We start from the raw sequence: 17,045 nt of genomic DNA, 5'->3' as shown, positions 1-17,045 counted from the left end.
GGATCACCTGTTGTTTTGACGTTCGGTACGGTTGATTGCACCGATATTGCGTAAATAGACTTTTGCTTGAACTTTTATTTCGCTTTTTTCATACAGATGCTGCCCTGATTCCCAATCCTGCCGAATCTTTTTCCATAGCGAAAAATAATTCTGCTTCAGATAGTTGCCAAGCTTGATGACATCCACTTTCATCTGCTTATGGACCTTCCTGATGGTATCATTACTCATTCGCTCGATTTCTTCGGCAAACACTTGTTCAAGCTTTTTCATCGCAGTGTTATTCAGTGAATCCATTGTGGCGTAAGACTCAGCCAATGTGCCTTCACATTCGATCGTTATTGTAAATTTCATGTGTTGCCGATCACGTAAATCTACTTCAATGGTATGCTTGATCCCTTGGATGTTCATCGAGACAAGACCGTTTTTTACCTTGCCTTTTACCATACCTCCCTTAACTTTTCCCGTGAGAAAATTCAGCCCCTCCGTCTCTTCTTCCCCCAGAAAACCAATCAATTGATTGTCACGGGTAAAAACAGAGGCGCCTGCTAATTTTACCTCCTGCTCTTCGGCTCTGATACGCGGAACCACAAAACTGTACGAACTGAGAAGGTCCTCGTGGACATCGCCCAATCGAGCCTCTGGAAGCATGCGGGAATTTTTATTAACGTTTTCTCCAATCGAGTTGACGTAAATAGCGGGCAGCTTCTCTGTTTTCGGTTTGACTTCCAGTACTTCTTTAGCGGGGCCATTTGAGATAAATACCTTGCTGCTTCGTCTGGAATCTGGATCACGCAGATAGAAATCGAGTGCTCTGGCAAAACCGTTTTTCGTACGGGCAACGTCTTCGGAGACGATCAGGATCTTCATATGCTGATAAAACGGAGTTCTGCTGGTCCGGGTAGCCAATTCCCGGGAAATCTCGAAAAGAGAATCCCCCTCGGATATGAGGTTGAGGTAAGCCTCATTGGCTGTGTTTTGACCACCGCCTTTTCCTTGGCCGCCGGAGATCAAACCACCGGGGACGACGAATTGATGAGTGACGAGAAAGCGCTCTTTTACTTGAGGTTTGTCTGGTGCCTCTTGTTTGGCTTGCTGCTCGGCTTCTTTTGTACGTGGTTTATCAACCGCTACGCCTACCACAAATCCTCGTTCCTCAATTTGAACCTGATCCCAGCATCCAGCCAGCAAAGTCGATAGAAGCAGGAAGATGCAGAAAGCAGTGAGCTGTCTATTCATGACCCTTTACACCTCGTATGACGGCGATGAGGAGCAGTAAAATCGGACATAAATAGACGAGGATCATTCCGAAATAAGTGATGCTGTCTGCAAACGCGAAGAAATCAACCAAGTTTTGTGGGAGCATCGCGACAAAATAAATCATGGGAGAAAGAATGAGCACCAAAATCGTTTTGTGTACCTTGTGGAACATGGACGACAAGTTGAGCACGGTAATATCGAGCCACATCGCACAGGTGTTGAAGATCGTCATGATCCAGATGGTGAAGAAAACGGACTCCACCCGTTCAAAAAAGCCGCCGGGGATTTCGACCTCTTTTGCCAACTCGATGGTTGGATAGGTCAAGTTCGTCGCAACCTCCGCAGAGAATACTCCGATGGCGAACATGTAGATGGTCATGTAGAGCAGAATGGGGATCGAGAGACCTAACGTCACGGCCTTTGCCCCTTCCTGAGGCTTTTTCATCAGCATGGTGTAAAAAAGGATAATCTCAAAGCCGGAATAAGACAATCCGACTACTCTGGAGCCTTCCAAGAGTGAGCGCCAGTCTGATGAAAAGAAGGGACGAACATTTTGGATGTCAAACAACTGGGTAGTAAACAGCAGGACGACGAACATGACGACAAGAACCACAGGCAAAAACAGCAAGTTGAGCCGCAGCATGGCAATACGTGATCCAATCACGGAATATTGAACGATCAAGAGAAAAGAGAGCGTGATCATTTCCACCGGGGTATTGTAGAACAGGTACTGCTTAGCGATGTTTCCGATTGCCCTGATTTCAAACGAGACAAATAGCATCGTGTAAATACAGACGAGAAAGGTCAAGATGTAGGCGATCGGTTTGCTTGCGATCATCGAGCTGTATTCAAAAAAGCTTTGTCTCGGAAACCGAGCAGCGAGCTTGGCGAGCAGCCAGCCAACCAGACACGCACAAAGACCGCTAATCACGACGGAAATCCATCCATCGAATGCTCCGGTTGCCTTGGCTAAGGAGCGGGGAAAGGTCAGGATGCCGACGCCGATTGTGACTGAGGCAATGTTAATCCCCATATGATTTTTGCTGATCAACTTCTCCGCCAAGGTTTCTGCACTCACTTACGACCCTCCTGTACTCATTCTGTTTTCATCTTTCGTGTGAAGGGCATCTGGTCGGGTTTTCAAGAAGGTAACAGGTGCGCGCAAAATCATATCCTTCCAATCCCTTGGCATATGTGGAGCAAGAGGCGCCAAATAAGGGTACCCGATGCTGGTCAGATTGGATAAATGAATCATGATGGCAATAAAGCTAAGCACCACACCATAAATACCAAAAATGGCCGCCATAAACATGGCGAAAAAACGAATCATCCGAAAGGCGATGGCAAGGTGATAAGAAGGGATGGCAAAAGAAGCGATGGCAGTGAGGGCGACGACGATGACCATGACAGGACTGACGATGCCCGCAGAAACCGCTGCGTCACCGATGACAAGACCGCCGACAATCCCGATAGTCTGGCCGATCGGCTTCGGCAAGCGTATTCCGGCTTCCTGCAGCAGCTCCATCGTCGTCACCATCATGATCGCTTCTACGAATGCCGGAAACGGAACCCCATCACGTGTGGCCGCGATCGAGAAGGCGAGATCAGACGGAATCAAGCCAGGGTGGAAGGTGACGAGAGCGATATAGAAAGCGGGCGAATAGACGGCCAGAAATGCTGCCAAATACCGCAACAGCCTAGCCAATGAACCGACAATCCAACGTTCGTAGTAATCCTCTGGTGAATGCAGGAGCAAGCCAATCGTCACAGGCAAAATGAGCACCATCGGAGTCCCGTCCACCAATATCGCAATGCGACCTTGAAACAACGCTCCACTCACTTTATCGGGACGCTCCGTGTTATGAATCTGCGGAAAAGGCGATAAAAAATCATCTTCAATCCATTGCTCGATAAAACCGGACTCTTCTATCTCGTCCACATCGATCGTAGAGATTCGCCGTCTCACTTCATTCAGTAGTTCTGGATCAACGATGTTTTCAATGTAGGCGATGATCACATCTGTTCGGCTGCGTCTGCCTATGATCGACCCTTCAAAGCGCAAGTTCGGGTCTTTGATACGTCTGCGTATATGAACGGTGTTGTCCCGGATACTCTCCGTAAAGCCATCCCGCGGACCACGCACCAATCCTTCGGAGACCGGCTCCTCTATGGCACGAGTTTTCCATCCCTTGCTGTCGACAATAATGACTTCGGTCGCTCCATCTACAAAAATGGCTGTATCCCCGGAAAGAACGCCTTCGAGTACTTTTGTCAAATCCGTTGCTTTCGATATTTCAACGACAGTAAGGACTTCCTCATAAAGCATCCGGACAATCTCGTCTGGTTCAGTCGGTACTACTTTGGAAGCAGTTGAGATCATCAACTGGATTTGTCTGAGAACTTGCGTATCCAGCATATCGCAGTTCGCCAATCCATCAATCGCAATCACGGCACAGGAATGATTGGTGTTGCCGATCGTAAAGGAACGAAGTAATAAATCGTGTGGGCTGCCCAGCACGGTCTTAAACGTCTCCATGTTTTGCTGCAAACTGGTCGTTAGTACAAGCGCAGGATCATCTCGCTGCTGCAAGCGCTGTGTGATAAGAGAGGGAGTTTTCTTTTTGCGACGCTGTGACAAAAATCTGCGCATCATTTGAAGTTTCCTCCCGTTCAGATTGCGAATATCATGTTAGTGCGATTTTTTCCAGATGAGAGGAAAATTATGCGGAAGAATAGGCGAATGCTAAATCTTTCATAGTTTTGAATTGAACTCATTTGTGACCTGTGATACATTCGGCATGGTAGAATAGAGTGAAGTAAAAAGGAAGTTCATGAACAGGTATTAGTAGAGAGAGTAGGAACGATGGAGAAGGGTGGAATAGAAGTGCTTGACAGTCAAGTATTGATCCGGGAAACGGACTTTTCCCGACTGGCACATACATGGGAAGAACTCGCAGAAGTAATGAAGTCGCAGGGAGACGAAAACACGCCCCTCAAGCTCATTCAACTGGCCGCGAAAACAAAGAACGCTGAGCTGAATATTGCGTTTTGCGGACATTTTTCCGCAGGAAAATCAACGATGATTAACACGCTTCTGGGTGTTAATTTGTTGCCTTCCAATCCGATTCCGACAAGTGCGAATGTCGTGAAGATTCGTGGCGGAGAAAAAGCGGCTCGCGTCTTCACCATGAACAGCGGAGTCCTTACATTTGATCCAGATACGGAGATGGAGAAGCTCAAGCAGTTTGCTGTTGACGGAGATACGGTTGAATCCGTAGAGGTCTCTTATCCGGGAACATTCCTTGACGAATACGCCAGCTTGCTCGATACACCGGGCATTGATTCAACAGATGCTGCACACAAAATCGCTACAGAATCTGCTCTGCATTTGGCTGACGTCGTCATTTATATGATGGATTATAACCATGTTCAAGCCGAAGAGAACTTCAACTTTACGAAGACGTTGAAGGACCGTGGCAAGCCAGTTTATCTGGTTGTGAACATGATTGATAAGCATATTGATTTTGAATTAGATTTCGATAGCTATAAGGAAAGTGTCGAGGAGGCATTCGCGACCTGGAACATTCATCCGGATGGTATTTTTTACACGTCGCTCGCGGAACCAGATCATTCTGAGAACATGTATGAAGAATTTAAGGGCATGCTTTCGCAATTGATCGCTGATCGTGAAAAGCTGGTTGGCACGAGCGTTCGCAGTGCTGCCGAGCATTTGATCGATGAACACATCCAAGTAGTAAGAACAAGCCAGGCAGATCAACGCCAGCAGTGGGAAGCCCAGCTGGATGGTCTGGAAGTAGAAGGCATCGATAGTCGTAATGCAGCGGCTGTGCAGGAAGCGCTTGAGCAGGAGGAAGCAACAGCGGCGGCTCTAGAGCAGCGTGCTGAGGATGCCCGAGTGCAGATGGAAAAAGAGCTGAGTGTACTTTTGGACAATGCTCGTTTGACGTATTTCAGTACGAACGAAGCAGCACGAAGCTACTTGGAGAGTCGTAAACCGGGCTTCAAGGTGGGGTTATTGTTTGCAGGCAAGAAGACAGAAGAAGAGCGCGAACGCCGCGAAGAAGCGCTTCTCGTCGAGTTCCGCGAAAAAGTGGCGGGAAATCTCGACTTCCATTTCAAAGAATGGCTTGGCAAGCAGCCGCAAGTGTTTGATTTGCGGAACGAAGAATATCACGCTAGCGTGCACGCGACCAAGATCGAGATTACAGGTGAGTTCCTGAGCAAGCACATCAAAGAGGGTGCTGCTTCGAGTGAGTACGTCCTGAACTACTGTGCGGATATTTCCAGCGGGATGAAGCTGGAGTACAGACGAGTGGGTCTCTCCTTCATTGCACAAGTGGTTGAGATGATAAAGGAGAAAGTGCGCGTAGAAAGTGCAGCTCAAGGCGAGCGTCTTGGCGCATTGCGTGAATTGGCAGCGCTGCATCAAAAGCTGGCGGGACTGGCAGCGAGAGAAGAAGAAACCAAGGGTCGTCTGTTGGCGATTATGCGTGGAGGAGAATAAGTAGCATGAATCAACTACGAGACAAACTAATTGCGGCAGCAGAGCGTCTGCGACGCGCAAGTGAAGAAGTCGTTTCCGTACCAGGGATGCAAGCGCAGGCACAGGCGATGCTGGATCGAGCAGATCGACTAACCGCCAATCGTTTTACCGTTGCACTGTTTGGCGCTTTTAGCGCAGGAAAATCCTCATTTGCCAACGCCTTGATGGGCGATCTCGTGTTGCCTGTATCGCCGAATCCGACGACAGCAGCGATCAACAAAATTATGCCGCCTACGGATGAGCATCCGCATGGAACTGTGCGTGTCGTCTTGAAGGAGCGCGAAGCAATTGAGCAGGATGTTATCCGTTCACTCGCTGTGTTTGGACTGGTTGCCTCTGATCTGGATGGCGCATTAGCTGAGCTGGGCAAGATCGACGTAGCCCAAATCCCGCCTACGGCAAAACCTCACTACACCTTTTTGAAAGCTGTAACAAAAGGTTTGCCAGAAATGGCTGCTCATCTGGGTGGAGAACTGCTTGTGGATATGCAGGCATTCAAAGGCTTTGTAGCCAAGGAAGAAAAAGCTTGTTTTGCGGAATACATCGAGCTGTTCTATTCCTGCCCGCTGACAGACCAGGGCATCGTTCTCGTTGATACGCCTGGTGCAGATTCCATCAATGCGCGTCACACAGGTGTGGCGTTTGAATACATGAAAAACGCGGATGCTGTGTTGTTTGTAACCTATTACAACCACGCCTTTTCACAGGCTGACCGCGAGTTTTTGCTACAAATGGGACGGGTCAAGGATACGTTTGAAATGGACAAAATGTTCTTTATCGTCAATGCTTGTGACCTCGCAGCAAACGATGAGGAATTGCAGGGTGTGATTACCCACGTGGAGAAAAACCTCCTCTCGTGCGGAATTCGCCTCCCACGTATTTATCCGGTATCGAGCCAGACTGCTCTGTTGGCACGGATGCATGAAAAAGGCAAGCTGGCAGCTTCTGCGGAGAAAGTATACCGCCAGCGCACGAATACGGCTGAAGGCGAGTCGTTAATGCCAGCAGATGAAGCATTCAAGTTTTCGGGAATGGCGTCGTTTGAAGCAGAGTTCCTCCGCTTTACGATTGAAGAGCTGACGCAAATTGCTGTGAATGCTGCAATCGGTGAAATCCGTCGCGCTCATGATACCTTGACAGAATTCATGCGTATGGCACAGTCCGGGGAAGACGAGCGTCTGTTGCGCAAAGAAGCAGCAAGCAACGCCAAGACACAGGCTCTGTCAGCTGTTGAAGCGCTGTCTACCGCTTCGTTCGAACGCGACTTGGCAAAAGAGCGCGAGGAGCTGCTCTACTACGTTCGCCAGCGCTTGTTCTTCCGTTTTAATGAGCTGTTTAATCTCGCATTTAACCCGGCTGTCATCAAGGACGATGGACGCAACATGAAGCAAGCACTGCAAGGATGCTTGACTGATCTTCTGCGTTCGATCAGCTACGACTTGGCCCAGGAGCTGCGTGCCACTACCCTTCGCTTGGAGAAATTCACGAACAAGCAGGGGACAACACTTGTTGCGGCATGGCAACAGGATGTACAAGGCTACGCAGCAGGTTTGACCTTGGCACCGTATCAGCAGAGACAGGTAGAAACACTGTCCTTTGCGAACGAGCTGCCAGTAGCCGAATCAGCATTTGCTTCAGCGGTTTCCTTGTTCAAAAACACGAAAGACTTTTTCGAGCAGGATGGCAAAGCAAAAATGCGTGACGAGCTTGAGAAGCGCATGCAAGAACCAGTGAGCGCGTACGTAGAAATCGGAAACAAGCAATTGGATGAGCAGTTTTCTACGCTGTTCCAAGAGCTGGTGGCAAGTGAGCGCAATCGCGTCATCGATCAGATCAACGAGTACTTCACAGGTCTGTTTGCGGCTCTTGAGATGAACGTCGATCTCGACGAGCTGGCTGCAAAAGTGAGTCGTGTAGCGGCTGAGTTGGAGTAATTAATTTTCTAAAAGTAATAAAGGGCAGTCCCTATGTCTTGTTCAGACCAGGGACTGCCCTTTTTTCGGTAAAAGTGTGGGGAGTGCATAGAGAGTCAGCCCATTCATCACTCTACCCGTAGCAAAATATGCTTGAATCCATCTTCATCTCGTTCGTGCTGAAAAATAACTGTCCACGTCAATGACTCATCAAAAATGTACATGTCAGAGGTGAATCGCGTGTAGTTTTCTAGCAGATGCTTTGCGTCCATCTTCATTACTTTGTCACGAATCATCTCTTTACCAAACGTACTGTACCCTTCCCAAAATACGAGAACCTCGCCTTTTTGGAGTAAAAATGTTGCAGCTTCATTTTTTGAAAGACCTTCTCTGACGATACCCTTATCATTGTTTTTGAACCTCGCTAATTCCCAGAGACAACCTCTGTCCTGTGAAACATATCGCTTATATAAAAATCGACGAAAGCTACAGCTTTCCGTATCAAAAAAGATGGAAACATAGCGTTCTTTTAACGACTTAGAACGTTCTTTCTCTAAAGATGGAATCGTACGTGTATTCACGACATCAGGACGATACTGAACCGGCCGATAGGAAAATTCTTGTTTATCGCCATATTTTTTCGTCACTTTGGTAGAGAATCCATAGCTCATTTCTTCGAGATAATTTGTCCGAGCAAACATATCTAGTGAGTACTGCAATTGACTTTTATGAAGCTTTGCAAATTCTCCTGCTGGTATTGTTTTCACAAAGCACCCATCTGGAATGTGTTCAATATGGCTGACTCTTTTCCCGATGATCGTGCCATCTGAATCCCACACCTCAAATATTTTTTCTGGCTCAAGTACATGCTGGATCTCAGTGAGCCGAGGATTGTAAAATTGTGCGTAATCATCGTCGTGAGAATCAAAATCCAAATCCTCTGGGACCCCAATGACGATCACTTCGTCGAGTTTACATATGTCCAGCCTCATGGTTCCTCCTTTTTTTATTCCCGATTCTCCCATTCCTCGCGTAATATCCCCATCTTAATCGCATCGTAATATTCACCGCGAACAATCCTTGCTTTGCGTACCCGCGCTTCTTCCACCATTCCCATGTGAGCAGCCAGCTTGATCATCCGTTCGTTGCCGGACCACGTGCCAATGCCTAAACGGACCGTATCCATGTGGGTAAACAAGTAGTCGATCCACATCCGAAACGCTTCCCGACCATAACCATTCTGCCAGTAGCGGGAGTCGTAAATGACGATTCCGATTTCGCACCAGTTCGTCTCCTCAGATATCCAGTAGCGACCGACACTGCCTTTTAGCTCGCCGTCAATCTCAATGATCAGCTCGGTTCTTGGTGCATCTGTCCCGACAAGAGCGAGAGACTCCTGGTAGCGTGGGAGGGCACGATACTCTTCTTTTGTGTACGGATCAAGCGGTTTATAGGGGCCATTCCAATCGAGATGTTCCCGATCCTCTGCTTCGTATTTCCAATAGTAAATCGTATCCAAATCTTCTGCTCGAATATCTCGTAGAACGACCTTTTCTCCTTGCAAATGAATACGCATGACTTGTTCTCCTTTCGTTTGGGTGAATCTGGTACAATCATTGTAAAAGAAAACTGCTCCTATACATAGTGACAGTTTGGAAGAGTTAGATAGGAACAGAATGGAGGGCAGCTGATGGAGTACATGCCGGTCATGGATGCACAGAGCAAGGAACCTCTGTATCAGCAGCTATACAAGCAATTGAGCAAACGGATTGCATCAGGAGAGATACCGTCCGGAACCAAGATGCCGTCGATCCGTCAGTTGATGAAAGCAAGCGGCGTCGGAAAAAATACGATTGAGGCTGCCTATCAGCAACTACTGGCAGAAGGCTACATCGTGAGCCGGGAGCGAAGTGGCTTTTATGCTGCCGAGATCGAGAGATGGTCAGAGCCAGTGGAGCAGGATGAGGAGATTGCCTTGTACTCATCTCTCTTGAAAAAGAAAAAAGGGGAGCATCTCACCTGTCGCTACAATTTTCACGGTTCTGTCATCGATACGAAGTCGTTTCCTTACGCTGCATGGCGCTCTTGTATGCTGGAAGCGCTGGATGTCTATCCGGAGGACTTTTCTTTTTACGGGGATGATCAAGGAGAGTGGGAGCTCCGAGAAGAGCTCAGTAAATATTTGCGCAGAGCGCGCACGCTCATTTGTAGACCTGAGCAAATCATCATCGGCACCGGATTACAGCAGGCTCTCAGCTTTTTATGTCTGCTCTTGGCAGATCGACATCGTGTGGTTGCGATCGAGGAGCCTGGCTATGCAGATGCACGAATCGTCTTTTCCCAGCACGGCTATAAGGTCGTGCCTATCCCTTTAGCGGAAGACGGGCTGTCCATTGAAGCCTTGGAAAAAAGCAAGGCAACTGTCGTGTACACGACGCCTGCCCATCAATTTCCGTATGGGATGGTCATGCCAGTCGGTCAGCGCCAGCAATTGTTGCAATGGGCAAAGAAAAGGAACGGAATCATCATCGAAAATGATTACGATGGCGAATTCCGCTACAATGTACACCCTACGCCCTCCTTGCAAGGGATGGATCGGGACGGGTGTGTGGTTTATATCGGGAATTTTTCCAAAGCATTTTCTCCAGCACTTCGCTTGGATTACACGGTACTTCCGCGGCAATTGCTCGGGCGATATTTGGAAGCATTCCAGGCGTATCCTTCTCCGGTTTCCCGCCATTTGCAGCGGAGTATGCAGTTGTTCATGCAAAAGGGCTACTGGGAAAAGCATGTCCGAAAAATGCGCACCGTCTATCACCGCAAGCACGATGCATTGCTTCGGTCGATACAGACCTACATGCCTCGGGAAGTACGAGTTTTGGGACAGTCAGCGGGGCTGCATATTTTGCTAGAGGTAGATACTTCCCGAACGGAAAAGGAGCTGATCGAGCTAGCACGTGCGTCCGATGTTCGCGTTTATCCGAGCGGCCATAACTGGGCCAATGATCCGACGAATGTACGTCCGCGAATCATCGTTGGATTTGGTGGAGTGGAGGAACAAGATATTGCAGAAGGAATCAGTCGTCTAGCAGAAGCTTGGTTTTCTTTATGATTGGCGCTTTTGCCGGATCTTCTCGTTCCGATGAGGGTCCCAAATAGTTTCAACAGAAAAAAGCAGCCTATGGCGTGGGACAGGGCAATTGTCCAGCGCATAGGCTGCTTGGCTTTTTTCGGCAAGGATTATTTCATGCTTTTTTGGTACTCATCAAACTGAGCGCTGACCTCATTCGAAGGCTTGCTGGTCAAATGGCTGACAACCACGATGGCGAGCAGACTAATGGCAAAGCCGGGAACCATCTCGTAGAGGAAGTCCTTCAGCACATCAAAACGAGTCCAGATGATAACGGTAAGTGCGCCAGCGACCATACCGGCGAGAGCGCCCCATTTATTCATGCGCTTCCAATAGAGGGAGAGCAGAATGACAGGCCCAAACGAAGCGCCGAATCCGGCCCACGCATATCCAACGAGATCGAGGATCGTGTCATTTTTATTCAAGGCGAGCAAAAAGGCGACGACAGATACAAGCAAGACGGACAAGCGGCCAATCGTGACCAACTCTTTGTCGGTTGCAGAACGCTTGAAAAAGGTTTTGTAAATATCCTCGGTCAAGGAGCTGGAGGTGACGAGCAGCTGAGAGGAAATCGTACTCATGATCGCCGCCAAAATCGCCGCCAGCAAAAAGCCGGTAATGAGTGGATGGAACAGGATCGTACCGAGCTGGATAAAGATCGTCTCAGGATCGTTCAACGTCCAGCCTTGCTTGGAGTATAGGGCAATACCGACCAGACCTGTCAGCATGGCGCCAGCGACGGAGAAAATCATCCAGCCCATACCGATGCTGCGCGCTTTTTTGATCTCACTCGTCGACGTGATTGCCATAAAGCGAACGATAATGTGCGGTTGTCCGAAATAGCCGAGACCCCATGCAAACAAAGAAATGATGCCGAGCAGGCTCGTCCCTTTAAAAATATCGAGCAAAGAGGGATCGACAGCGTGAATCTCGGTAAATGTTTCTCCCAATCCGCCTGCTGTAAGAACGGTCACAAGCGGAACGAGAATGAGCGCAATGACCATGATGAGTCCTTGTACAGCGTCCGTCCAGCTTACAGCGAGGAAGCCGCCAAATAATGTGTAGGCAATGGTGACCAATCCAACAATCCATAGCCCCGTTTGATAGCTCAGGTGGAAGGTGTTTTCAAACAACACGCCTCCAGAGACGAGACCGGATGAGACGTAAAAGGTAAAAAAGATCATAATAACAAGGGCTGAGACAAGACGAAGCATCCGAGACCCGTCCCCGAAACGATTTTCCAAAAAAGCAGGAATCGTAATCGAGTTGTTGGCAACCTCTGTATACGAACGTAGACGGGGAGCGACATACAGCCAGTTGGCATAAGCCCCGAGAGTCAGACCGATGGCAATCCAGGATGCGCTAAGACCTTGGGCAAACATGGCGCCAGGCAAGCCCATCATCAACCAGCCACTCATGTCGGATGCACCCGCGCTGAGAGCGGTTACAGTTGGACCGAGCGACCGACCGCCGAGCATGTAGTCTGTCAGATTGGAGGTACGTTTGTAGGCATAATAGCCGATCAGGAGCATACCTGCCATGTACACAATAATAGATGCGAGTAGCATATTCATTGGCATCACCTCGTTGTGTTTAGTATTTGTGAAAATTATATGAACATCTTACACATTATCATGCCCAATTATAAAAATCTATAAGGAAACACAGAAAATTTTGTAGAAACCCAATAAAAAGTTTTTTAATAACACGAAAAAGCCCGCGATGATGGATCGCAGGCTTTTCTTGAAATATTTTCCTAATTACTGAACTTGAACCTGACCGTTTCCGTCGAGTGTTACTTTGAATTCCTTTACGACAGTAGGCTCCGCACCTTGGTTGTTCAAATCATGCTTGAGCACTTTGAAAGTACCATCGGCAGAGAGTGTGCCTGTATATTCAACACCAAACATGTCAGATTTATAAAAGCTGAAGTTCGCAAGCTCGGTTTTTTGCAATTCATTCACGAGCAACTGACCATCTCCAGTGAACATGGCATTACGCAATGCCTCAGAGGATTCGTATTTTTGCTGGAGGTATGTTTGCAGCTGTTTGGCGACTTCAGACTCAGCCAGTTGCTTGCCCGCTTCGACAGCCTGTTTTCCTGTCTCAATCGCTTGTTGACCTGTTTCTACTGCTTGCTGGGCGGTTTGGACCCCTTCTGATAGATCGGAGCAGGCAGTGAGCAGCAACGCGCATGCGATCATCCATACTTTTTTCATGTGATTCACTCCTTTCTGGCGTGACGATTCATACTTTATTTATTTTACCGTATATCCACTGACTTCGCATCCGCATATGATGGGGTAAGCGTAAGAGCTGCACTGATTACAGGGAGGAAACACAATGATTCAAGGGAAAGTAAAATGGTTCAGCAAAGAAAAGGGCTATGGGTTTATTGAGCGTGATGGAGGACCTGATGTATTCGTACACTACTCTGCGATCACGGGGGCAGGTTACCGGAACTTGGAGGAAGGCGAGCAGGTGGTTTTTGAAATCGTGAATGGACAGCGTGGGCTGCAAGCCGCCAATGTGGCGAGGAAAGTCGTGTAAAAGAGGTATCATCTTCTAAAAACACATGACGAAGGACCTCCTTCGATTCAAAAACGCCGTCATACCTGTACAAGGCAGACGGCGTCTTATTTATGTCACGTATCGTTCGGGATGGATCAAAGGTTGTTGTAGAGAAAGACTGACAATGCAATCACCAAGGCGATGGTAATCATGCCATAAATGATCAACAGATTGCGGGAGCGTTGTTTAAAGTCCCGCACTTTGGATTCGGATGGGTTCATACCGATTTTTATGGTAACGACGAGACCTATGAGAACAAGTACAATAATAGCAATAATGAAAGGCAAAATACTCATAACAGCCAGTCCTTTCTGTATGGCCCAGTCATCCTGCCGGATATACACGAGGATGCATACGGTAGCTTACTTCGATCATATACCGACCGCACAAAAATGTTGCCATCCACTTGGGGATTATTTTGACCATCCACTTGCTGTGAATGCATCTGCTAAGCGTGAGACCGCCTCCGTGATCTGAACCAGGGTAGCTCTGCCAAAGGTGAAGCGGACATACCCTTGTTCTGCGCCGAACAGATGTCCCGGAACGAAAACTACTCCCCGTTTGACTGATTCTGTGAGAAAATGTTCGCCGCTCCATTCCCCTTTAAATTTACACCACAGGTGAATGCCTCCCTCTGACCCGACCATTTCTACTTGATCACCGAACTTGTCTTGGAGCGAGGAGACAAGCTGATCGTGCCGCAAGGATAGCTCTGTTCGCAAAAGATCGATGTGACTCGCAAACTGAGGCGATCCGAGAAAGCGATTCGCCAGCCATTGCGGAAAAATGCTGTGCCCAAAATCAAACTGTTGTTTCGCATCTGCCAATCTTTCCATGACGGTAGGGGGCCCGACGATCCAGGCGATTCGCAGACCTGAGGCTACGATTTTGGTCAAGGAGCTGATATAGAGTACGGTTCCGTGTTGATCCAGTGATTTTAAGGTTGGGACGGGCTCTCTCGAAAAACTGGTCAGGCTGTATGGATCATCCTCGATGATCGGAATCCCTTTTTCATAGGAGAACCCGAGCAATTCCTGGCGCCGCTCCAATGAAAGTAGCGTCCCTGTCGGGTTTTGATAATTCGGATTGAGAAAAACCATTTTGATGCGGTGCTGGCGGTGGAGCTGGGCCAAGTGCTTCGGGTCGATTCCATCCCGGTCGACAGGCAGCGAAAACGTACGCAAGCCAGCAGAATGAAAAAGCGGCAAGGAATAACAATAAGACGGCTCCTCAATGGCAACCGCATCCCCTGGTTTTAACAAGCATTGAACGACGAGATGAAGGGCTTGCTGCGCGCCTGACGTAATCATGATCGAGGTAGCAGGTGCTTCGATGCTTCGCCATGTTTTCATATGGAGACTCAATGTTTCTCGCAAAGCCCAATTGCCCTGCGGGTGCTCATAGCCGAGGTGAGCCGGGAAGTCATCGGGGGTCATGAGCTGCTGGAGCGTTTGATTGGGGACGAGATCGGTCGAGAGCTCACCACTCGCCAAATCGATCAAGTCATTTTCCTGTGTTTCACGACGGATTTTGCGAATCAGCGGTAAATTCGGACGAAACGAACCTGATTCCGTCAAATGACGCCAGTTCGGAACGCGGGTCCGTGCCAGTCCCCAAATATCTTGGCTGACGATGGTGCCACTTCCTTGTATGCGCTCGATCATACCTGCTGCTTGCAGCTCATCGTACGCAGCGACGACGGTCGAGCGGTTGACGTTCAGTTCTTTGGCCAGTGTGCGCTCCGAGGGCAAATAGCTGCCAGGACCGAATTCACCACTGCTGATTCTTTGCTCGATTTGCTCTGCTATTTGTTTATATAAAGGCTTTGTAGGAACAGAAGATTTGCCATCCATCACGAATCCCGCTTTCTATATTTATTACTCGTGCCGTAAAACCCCTTGCTTTAGCTATGGGGATATAAGGTACTTTGCTCTGCATCCTCTGTAGGGGGTGCTAAGGAAGTGGTATAATTAACCATGGGTGATGGTTTTGAGTAGATCAGTGGAAAGTAACCACAATGTCGTATTTGACTGTAAATATCACGTTGTTTTCTGTCCGAAGTATCGTAAAAAGGTTTTGAAAGAGCCAGTAGACATTCGATTAAAAGAGTTGTTTCTTGAAAAGGCAGTGGAACTACGTGAAGTTGTTGAAATGGAAATCATGCCTGATCATGTTCATTTGCTCATTAAATGCGATCCGCATTTCGGAATCCACCGAGTCGTAAAACATTCTCTCAAAAGTAGACTTCCCTCGCTATGGACAAACTCCTACTTTGTAGCAACGGTTGGCACGGTGCAACTCGATGTGATTCAGAACTACATTGAGTCTCAAAAAGAAAGGAATGATTGAACTTGCATAGAGCCTACAAATTCCGATTGTATCCAAACAAAGAACAAACAACACTCATCAACAAGACAATCGGATGTACTCGCTTTGTATTCAATCACTTTCTTGCGAAGCGAAAAGATGCTTACGAACAAGAAAACAAAACGCTGAATTACAACGACTGCTCTGCTTTGCTCACGCAACTTAAAAAAGAAATCAAATGGTTGAAAGAAGTGGACTCCACTGCCCTGCAATCAACCTTAAAAGATTTGGATTCCTCCTACAAAAAGTTTTTCAAAGAGAAAAAAGGCTATCCCAAATTCAAGAGCAAGAAGAACCCAAAGCAATCCTATACATGCAAGATGAACATCAAAATAGAAAGGAATCGCATCAAACTGCCTAAGTTGGGATGGGTATCGTTTGCTAAATCCAGAGAAGTGGAAGGGCGAATCCTATCGGCTACGATTAGATGCAATCCTTCAGGTAAATACTTGGTATCCGTATTGTGTGAAACGGAGAGTAAATTACTCCCAAAAGTAGAACGAACAGTTGGGATTGACCTTGGAATCAAGGATTTCGCCATTCTCTCTACTGGTGAGAGGGTAGCAAATCCCAAATACTATCGCAAGTATGAAAAGCAACTGGTGAAGTGGCAACGGATTCAATCTCGTAGACAAAAAGGCAGCAACAACCGGAACAAGGCGCGTACCAAAGTAGCTCGACTCCACGAAAAAATTGCAAATACCCGTAACGATTTCCTACATAAGCTGTCAACCAAGCTGATTAACGAAAGCCAAGTAATCTGTTTGGAGGACTTGCAAGTGGAAAATATGGTCAAAAATCACAAGTTAGCCAAATCCATTGCAGATGCTTCGTGGTCGATGTTTCGTGCGATGCTGGAGTATAAGGCAGAATGGTATGGAAGAAAGGTCTCCATTGTGGGAAAACAATTTCCTTCAAGCCAGCTCTGCTCAACTCCAAACTGTGGATACCGCAACAAAGAAGTGAAAAGTCTCAACTTGCGCAGTTGGATATGCCCGCACTGTGGCGTACAACATGATCGTGACCAAAACGCTGCGATCAATATTGAGCAAGAAGGACTTCGATTGTTGGCGTAGTCAACTAAACTGTGGGACACACAGGGATAGCTTGGTAATATTCACTCCGTTAGGAGTGACTACCCAAGAATCCCCCGCCTTTAGGCATGGGGAGTGTCAAATCATGACATTCCGATCTTTCCTTTTCGTCTGGGTCAGGTAAAATAGATGAGATGGAAGGAGAGATG

At 47.8% G+C, this 17,045-nt stretch carries 15 protein-coding genes; 6 read left to right on the top strand and 9 right to left on the bottom strand.

Annotated elements, in window-relative coordinates; genetic code table 11:
• Window positions 1–3 precede the first annotated feature (3 nt).
• Genes HP570_RS21565 through HP570_RS21555 form a run of 3 tightly spaced genes read right to left on the bottom strand, consistent with a single transcriptional unit; the run spans window position 4 to window position 3,910 of the window.
• On the bottom strand, window positions 4–1,236 hold the full coding sequence (locus HP570_RS21565) for a Ger(x)C family spore germination protein (RefSeq protein ID WP_173627089.1): 1,233 nt from the start codon (window positions 1,234–1,236) through the stop codon (window positions 4–6).
• Window positions 1,229–2,335: a GerAB/ArcD/ProY family transporter gene (locus HP570_RS21560; RefSeq protein ID WP_173627088.1), complete on the bottom strand. Its 1,107-nt coding sequence runs from the start codon at window positions 2,333–2,335 to the stop codon at window positions 1,229–1,231. The genes HP570_RS21565 and HP570_RS21560 overlap by 8 nt, the downstream gene beginning before the upstream one ends.
• A complete protein-coding gene (locus HP570_RS21555) occupies window positions 2,336–3,910 on the bottom strand; it encodes a spore germination protein (RefSeq protein ID WP_173627087.1) in 1,575 nt (524 codons plus the stop codon).
• Window positions 3,911–4,120: 210 nt separating this feature from the next.
• Here HP570_RS21555 and HP570_RS21550 point away from each other — a divergent pair, with 210 nt between their 5' ends.
• Window positions 4,121–5,782 carry a dynamin family protein gene (locus tag HP570_RS21550; RefSeq protein ID WP_087346015.1) on the top strand — a complete coding sequence of 554 codons (1,662 nt, stop codon included), beginning with the start codon at window positions 4,121–4,123 and terminating at the stop codon, window positions 5,780–5,782.
• A gap of 5 nt (window positions 5,783–5,787) precedes the next feature.
• Window positions 5,788–7,755: a dynamin family protein gene (locus HP570_RS21545; RefSeq protein WP_173606338.1), complete on the top strand. Its 1,968-nt coding sequence runs from the start codon at window positions 5,788–5,790 to the stop codon at window positions 7,753–7,755.
• 107 nt (window positions 7,756–7,862) lie between these two features.
• Here HP570_RS21545 and HP570_RS21540 read toward each other — a convergent pair whose 3' ends face one another.
• Window positions 7,863–8,726 (bottom strand): hypothetical protein, encoded by an 864-nt coding sequence (locus HP570_RS21540; RefSeq protein ID WP_173627086.1) that lies wholly within the window; start codon window positions 8,724–8,726, stop codon window positions 7,863–7,865.
• 14 nt (window positions 8,727–8,740) lie between these two features.
• Window positions 8,741–9,310 (bottom strand): GNAT family N-acetyltransferase, encoded by a 570-nt coding sequence (locus HP570_RS21535; protein WP_173627085.1) that lies wholly within the window; start codon window positions 9,308–9,310, stop codon window positions 8,741–8,743.
• 114 nt (window positions 9,311–9,424) lie between these two features.
• Here HP570_RS21535 and pdxR (HP570_RS21530) point away from each other — a divergent pair, with 114 nt between their 5' ends.
• Window positions 9,425–10,846, top strand: a complete 1,422-nt coding sequence (gene pdxR, locus HP570_RS21530) for a MocR-like pyridoxine biosynthesis transcription factor PdxR (protein WP_173627084.1) — start codon at window positions 9,425–9,427, stop codon at window positions 10,844–10,846.
• A 128-nt stretch (window positions 10,847–10,974) separates the two neighbouring features.
• Here the strand turns inward: pdxR (HP570_RS21530) and putP are convergent, their stop codons facing one another.
• Both putP and HP570_RS21520 read right to left on the bottom strand, forming a co-directional pair.
• Complete coding sequence (gene putP, locus HP570_RS21525; RefSeq protein WP_173627083.1) at window positions 10,975–12,438, bottom strand: sodium/proline symporter PutP; 1,464 nt, start codon at window positions 12,436–12,438, stop codon at window positions 10,975–10,977.
• 186 nt (window positions 12,439–12,624) lie between these two features.
• The gene (locus tag HP570_RS21520) at window positions 12,625–13,083 is read right to left on the bottom strand and encodes a hypothetical protein (protein WP_173627082.1); all 459 of its coding nucleotides are present in this window, start codon (window positions 13,081–13,083) and stop codon (window positions 12,625–12,627) included.
• Window positions 13,084–13,207: 124 nt separating this feature from the next.
• Here HP570_RS21520 and HP570_RS21515 point away from each other — a divergent pair, with 124 nt between their 5' ends.
• Entirely contained in the window at window positions 13,208–13,414 is a 207-nt protein-coding gene (locus HP570_RS21515; RefSeq protein WP_015892633.1) for a cold-shock protein, read from the top strand.
• Between the two features lie 116 nt (window positions 13,415–13,530).
• On the opposite strand, the gene HP570_RS21510 is transcribed toward HP570_RS21515, so the two are convergent.
• Together HP570_RS21510 and pdxR (HP570_RS21505) are read right to left on the bottom strand one after the other, a co-directional pair.
• On the bottom strand, window positions 13,531–13,731 hold the full coding sequence (locus tag HP570_RS21510; RefSeq protein WP_015892632.1) for a hypothetical protein: 201 nt from the start codon (window positions 13,729–13,731) through the stop codon (window positions 13,531–13,533).
• A 117-nt stretch (window positions 13,732–13,848) separates the two neighbouring features.
• Window positions 13,849–15,288, bottom strand: a complete 1,440-nt coding sequence (gene pdxR, locus HP570_RS21505; RefSeq protein WP_173627081.1) for a MocR-like pyridoxine biosynthesis transcription factor PdxR — start codon at window positions 15,286–15,288, stop codon at window positions 13,849–13,851.
• Between the two features lie 136 nt (window positions 15,289–15,424).
• On the opposite strand from pdxR (HP570_RS21505), the gene tnpA reads away from it, so the two are divergent.
• Entirely contained in the window at window positions 15,425–15,784 is a 360-nt protein-coding gene (tnpA, locus tag HP570_RS21500; protein WP_375138861.1) for an IS200/IS605 family transposase, read from the top strand.
• 2 nt (window positions 15,785–15,786) lie between these two features.
• Window positions 15,787–16,878 carry an IS200/IS605 family element RNA-guided endonuclease TnpB gene (tnpB, locus tag HP570_RS21495; protein ID WP_173627080.1) on the top strand — a complete coding sequence of 364 codons (1,092 nt, stop codon included), beginning with the start codon at window positions 15,787–15,789 and terminating at the stop codon, window positions 16,876–16,878.
• Window positions 16,879–17,045 lie beyond the last annotated feature (167 nt).

It is taken from the genome of Brevibacillus sp. RS1.1, assembly GCF_013284365.1.
GTDB classification, from domain to species: Bacteria; Bacillota; Bacilli; order Brevibacillales; family Brevibacillaceae; genus Brevibacillus; species Brevibacillus brevis_D.
Note: the sequence above shows the minus strand (reverse complement) of the source record. Positions and strands in the feature narration are given on the sequence as shown.

Excerpts from the sequence above, each read along its gene's own strand:
- HP570_RS21545 (WP_173606338.1), top strand. The coding sequence starts at position 5,788 with ATGAATCAACTACGAGACAAACTAATTGCGGCAGCAGAGCGTCTGCGA.
- HP570_RS21520 (WP_173627082.1), bottom strand. The coding sequence starts at position 13,083 with ATGAAAAAAGTATGGATGATCGCATGCGCGTTGCTGCTCACTGCCTGC.
- HP570_RS21540 (WP_173627086.1), bottom strand. The coding sequence starts at position 8,726 with ATGAGGCTGGACATATGTAAACTCGACGAAGTGATCGTCATTGGGGTC.
- pdxR (WP_173627084.1), top strand. The coding sequence starts at position 9,425 with ATGGAGTACATGCCGGTCATGGATGCACAGAGCAAGGAACCTCTGTAT.
- HP570_RS21565 (WP_173627089.1), bottom strand. The coding sequence starts at position 1,236 with ATGAATAGACAGCTCACTGCTTTCTGCATCTTCCTGCTTCTATCGACT.
- HP570_RS21510 (WP_015892632.1), bottom strand. The coding sequence starts at position 13,731 with ATGAGTATTTTGCCTTTCATTATTGCTATTATTGTACTTGTTCTCATA.
- HP570_RS21555 (WP_173627087.1), bottom strand. The coding sequence starts at position 3,910 with ATGATGCGCAGATTTTTGTCACAGCGTCGCAAAAAGAAAACTCCCTCT.
- HP570_RS21535 (WP_173627085.1), bottom strand. The coding sequence starts at position 9,310 with ATGCGTATTCATTTGCAAGGAGAAAAGGTCGTTCTACGAGATATTCGA.
- pdxR (WP_173627081.1), bottom strand. The coding sequence starts at position 15,288 with ATGGATGGCAAATCTTCTGTTCCTACAAAGCCTTTATATAAACAAATA.
- putP (WP_173627083.1), bottom strand. The coding sequence starts at position 12,438 with ATGAATATGCTACTCGCATCTATTATTGTGTACATGGCAGGTATGCTC.
- HP570_RS21515 (WP_015892633.1), top strand. The coding sequence starts at position 13,208 with ATGATTCAAGGGAAAGTAAAATGGTTCAGCAAAGAAAAGGGCTATGGG.
- HP570_RS21550 (WP_087346015.1), top strand. The coding sequence starts at position 4,121 with ATGGAGAAGGGTGGAATAGAAGTGCTTGACAGTCAAGTATTGATCCGG.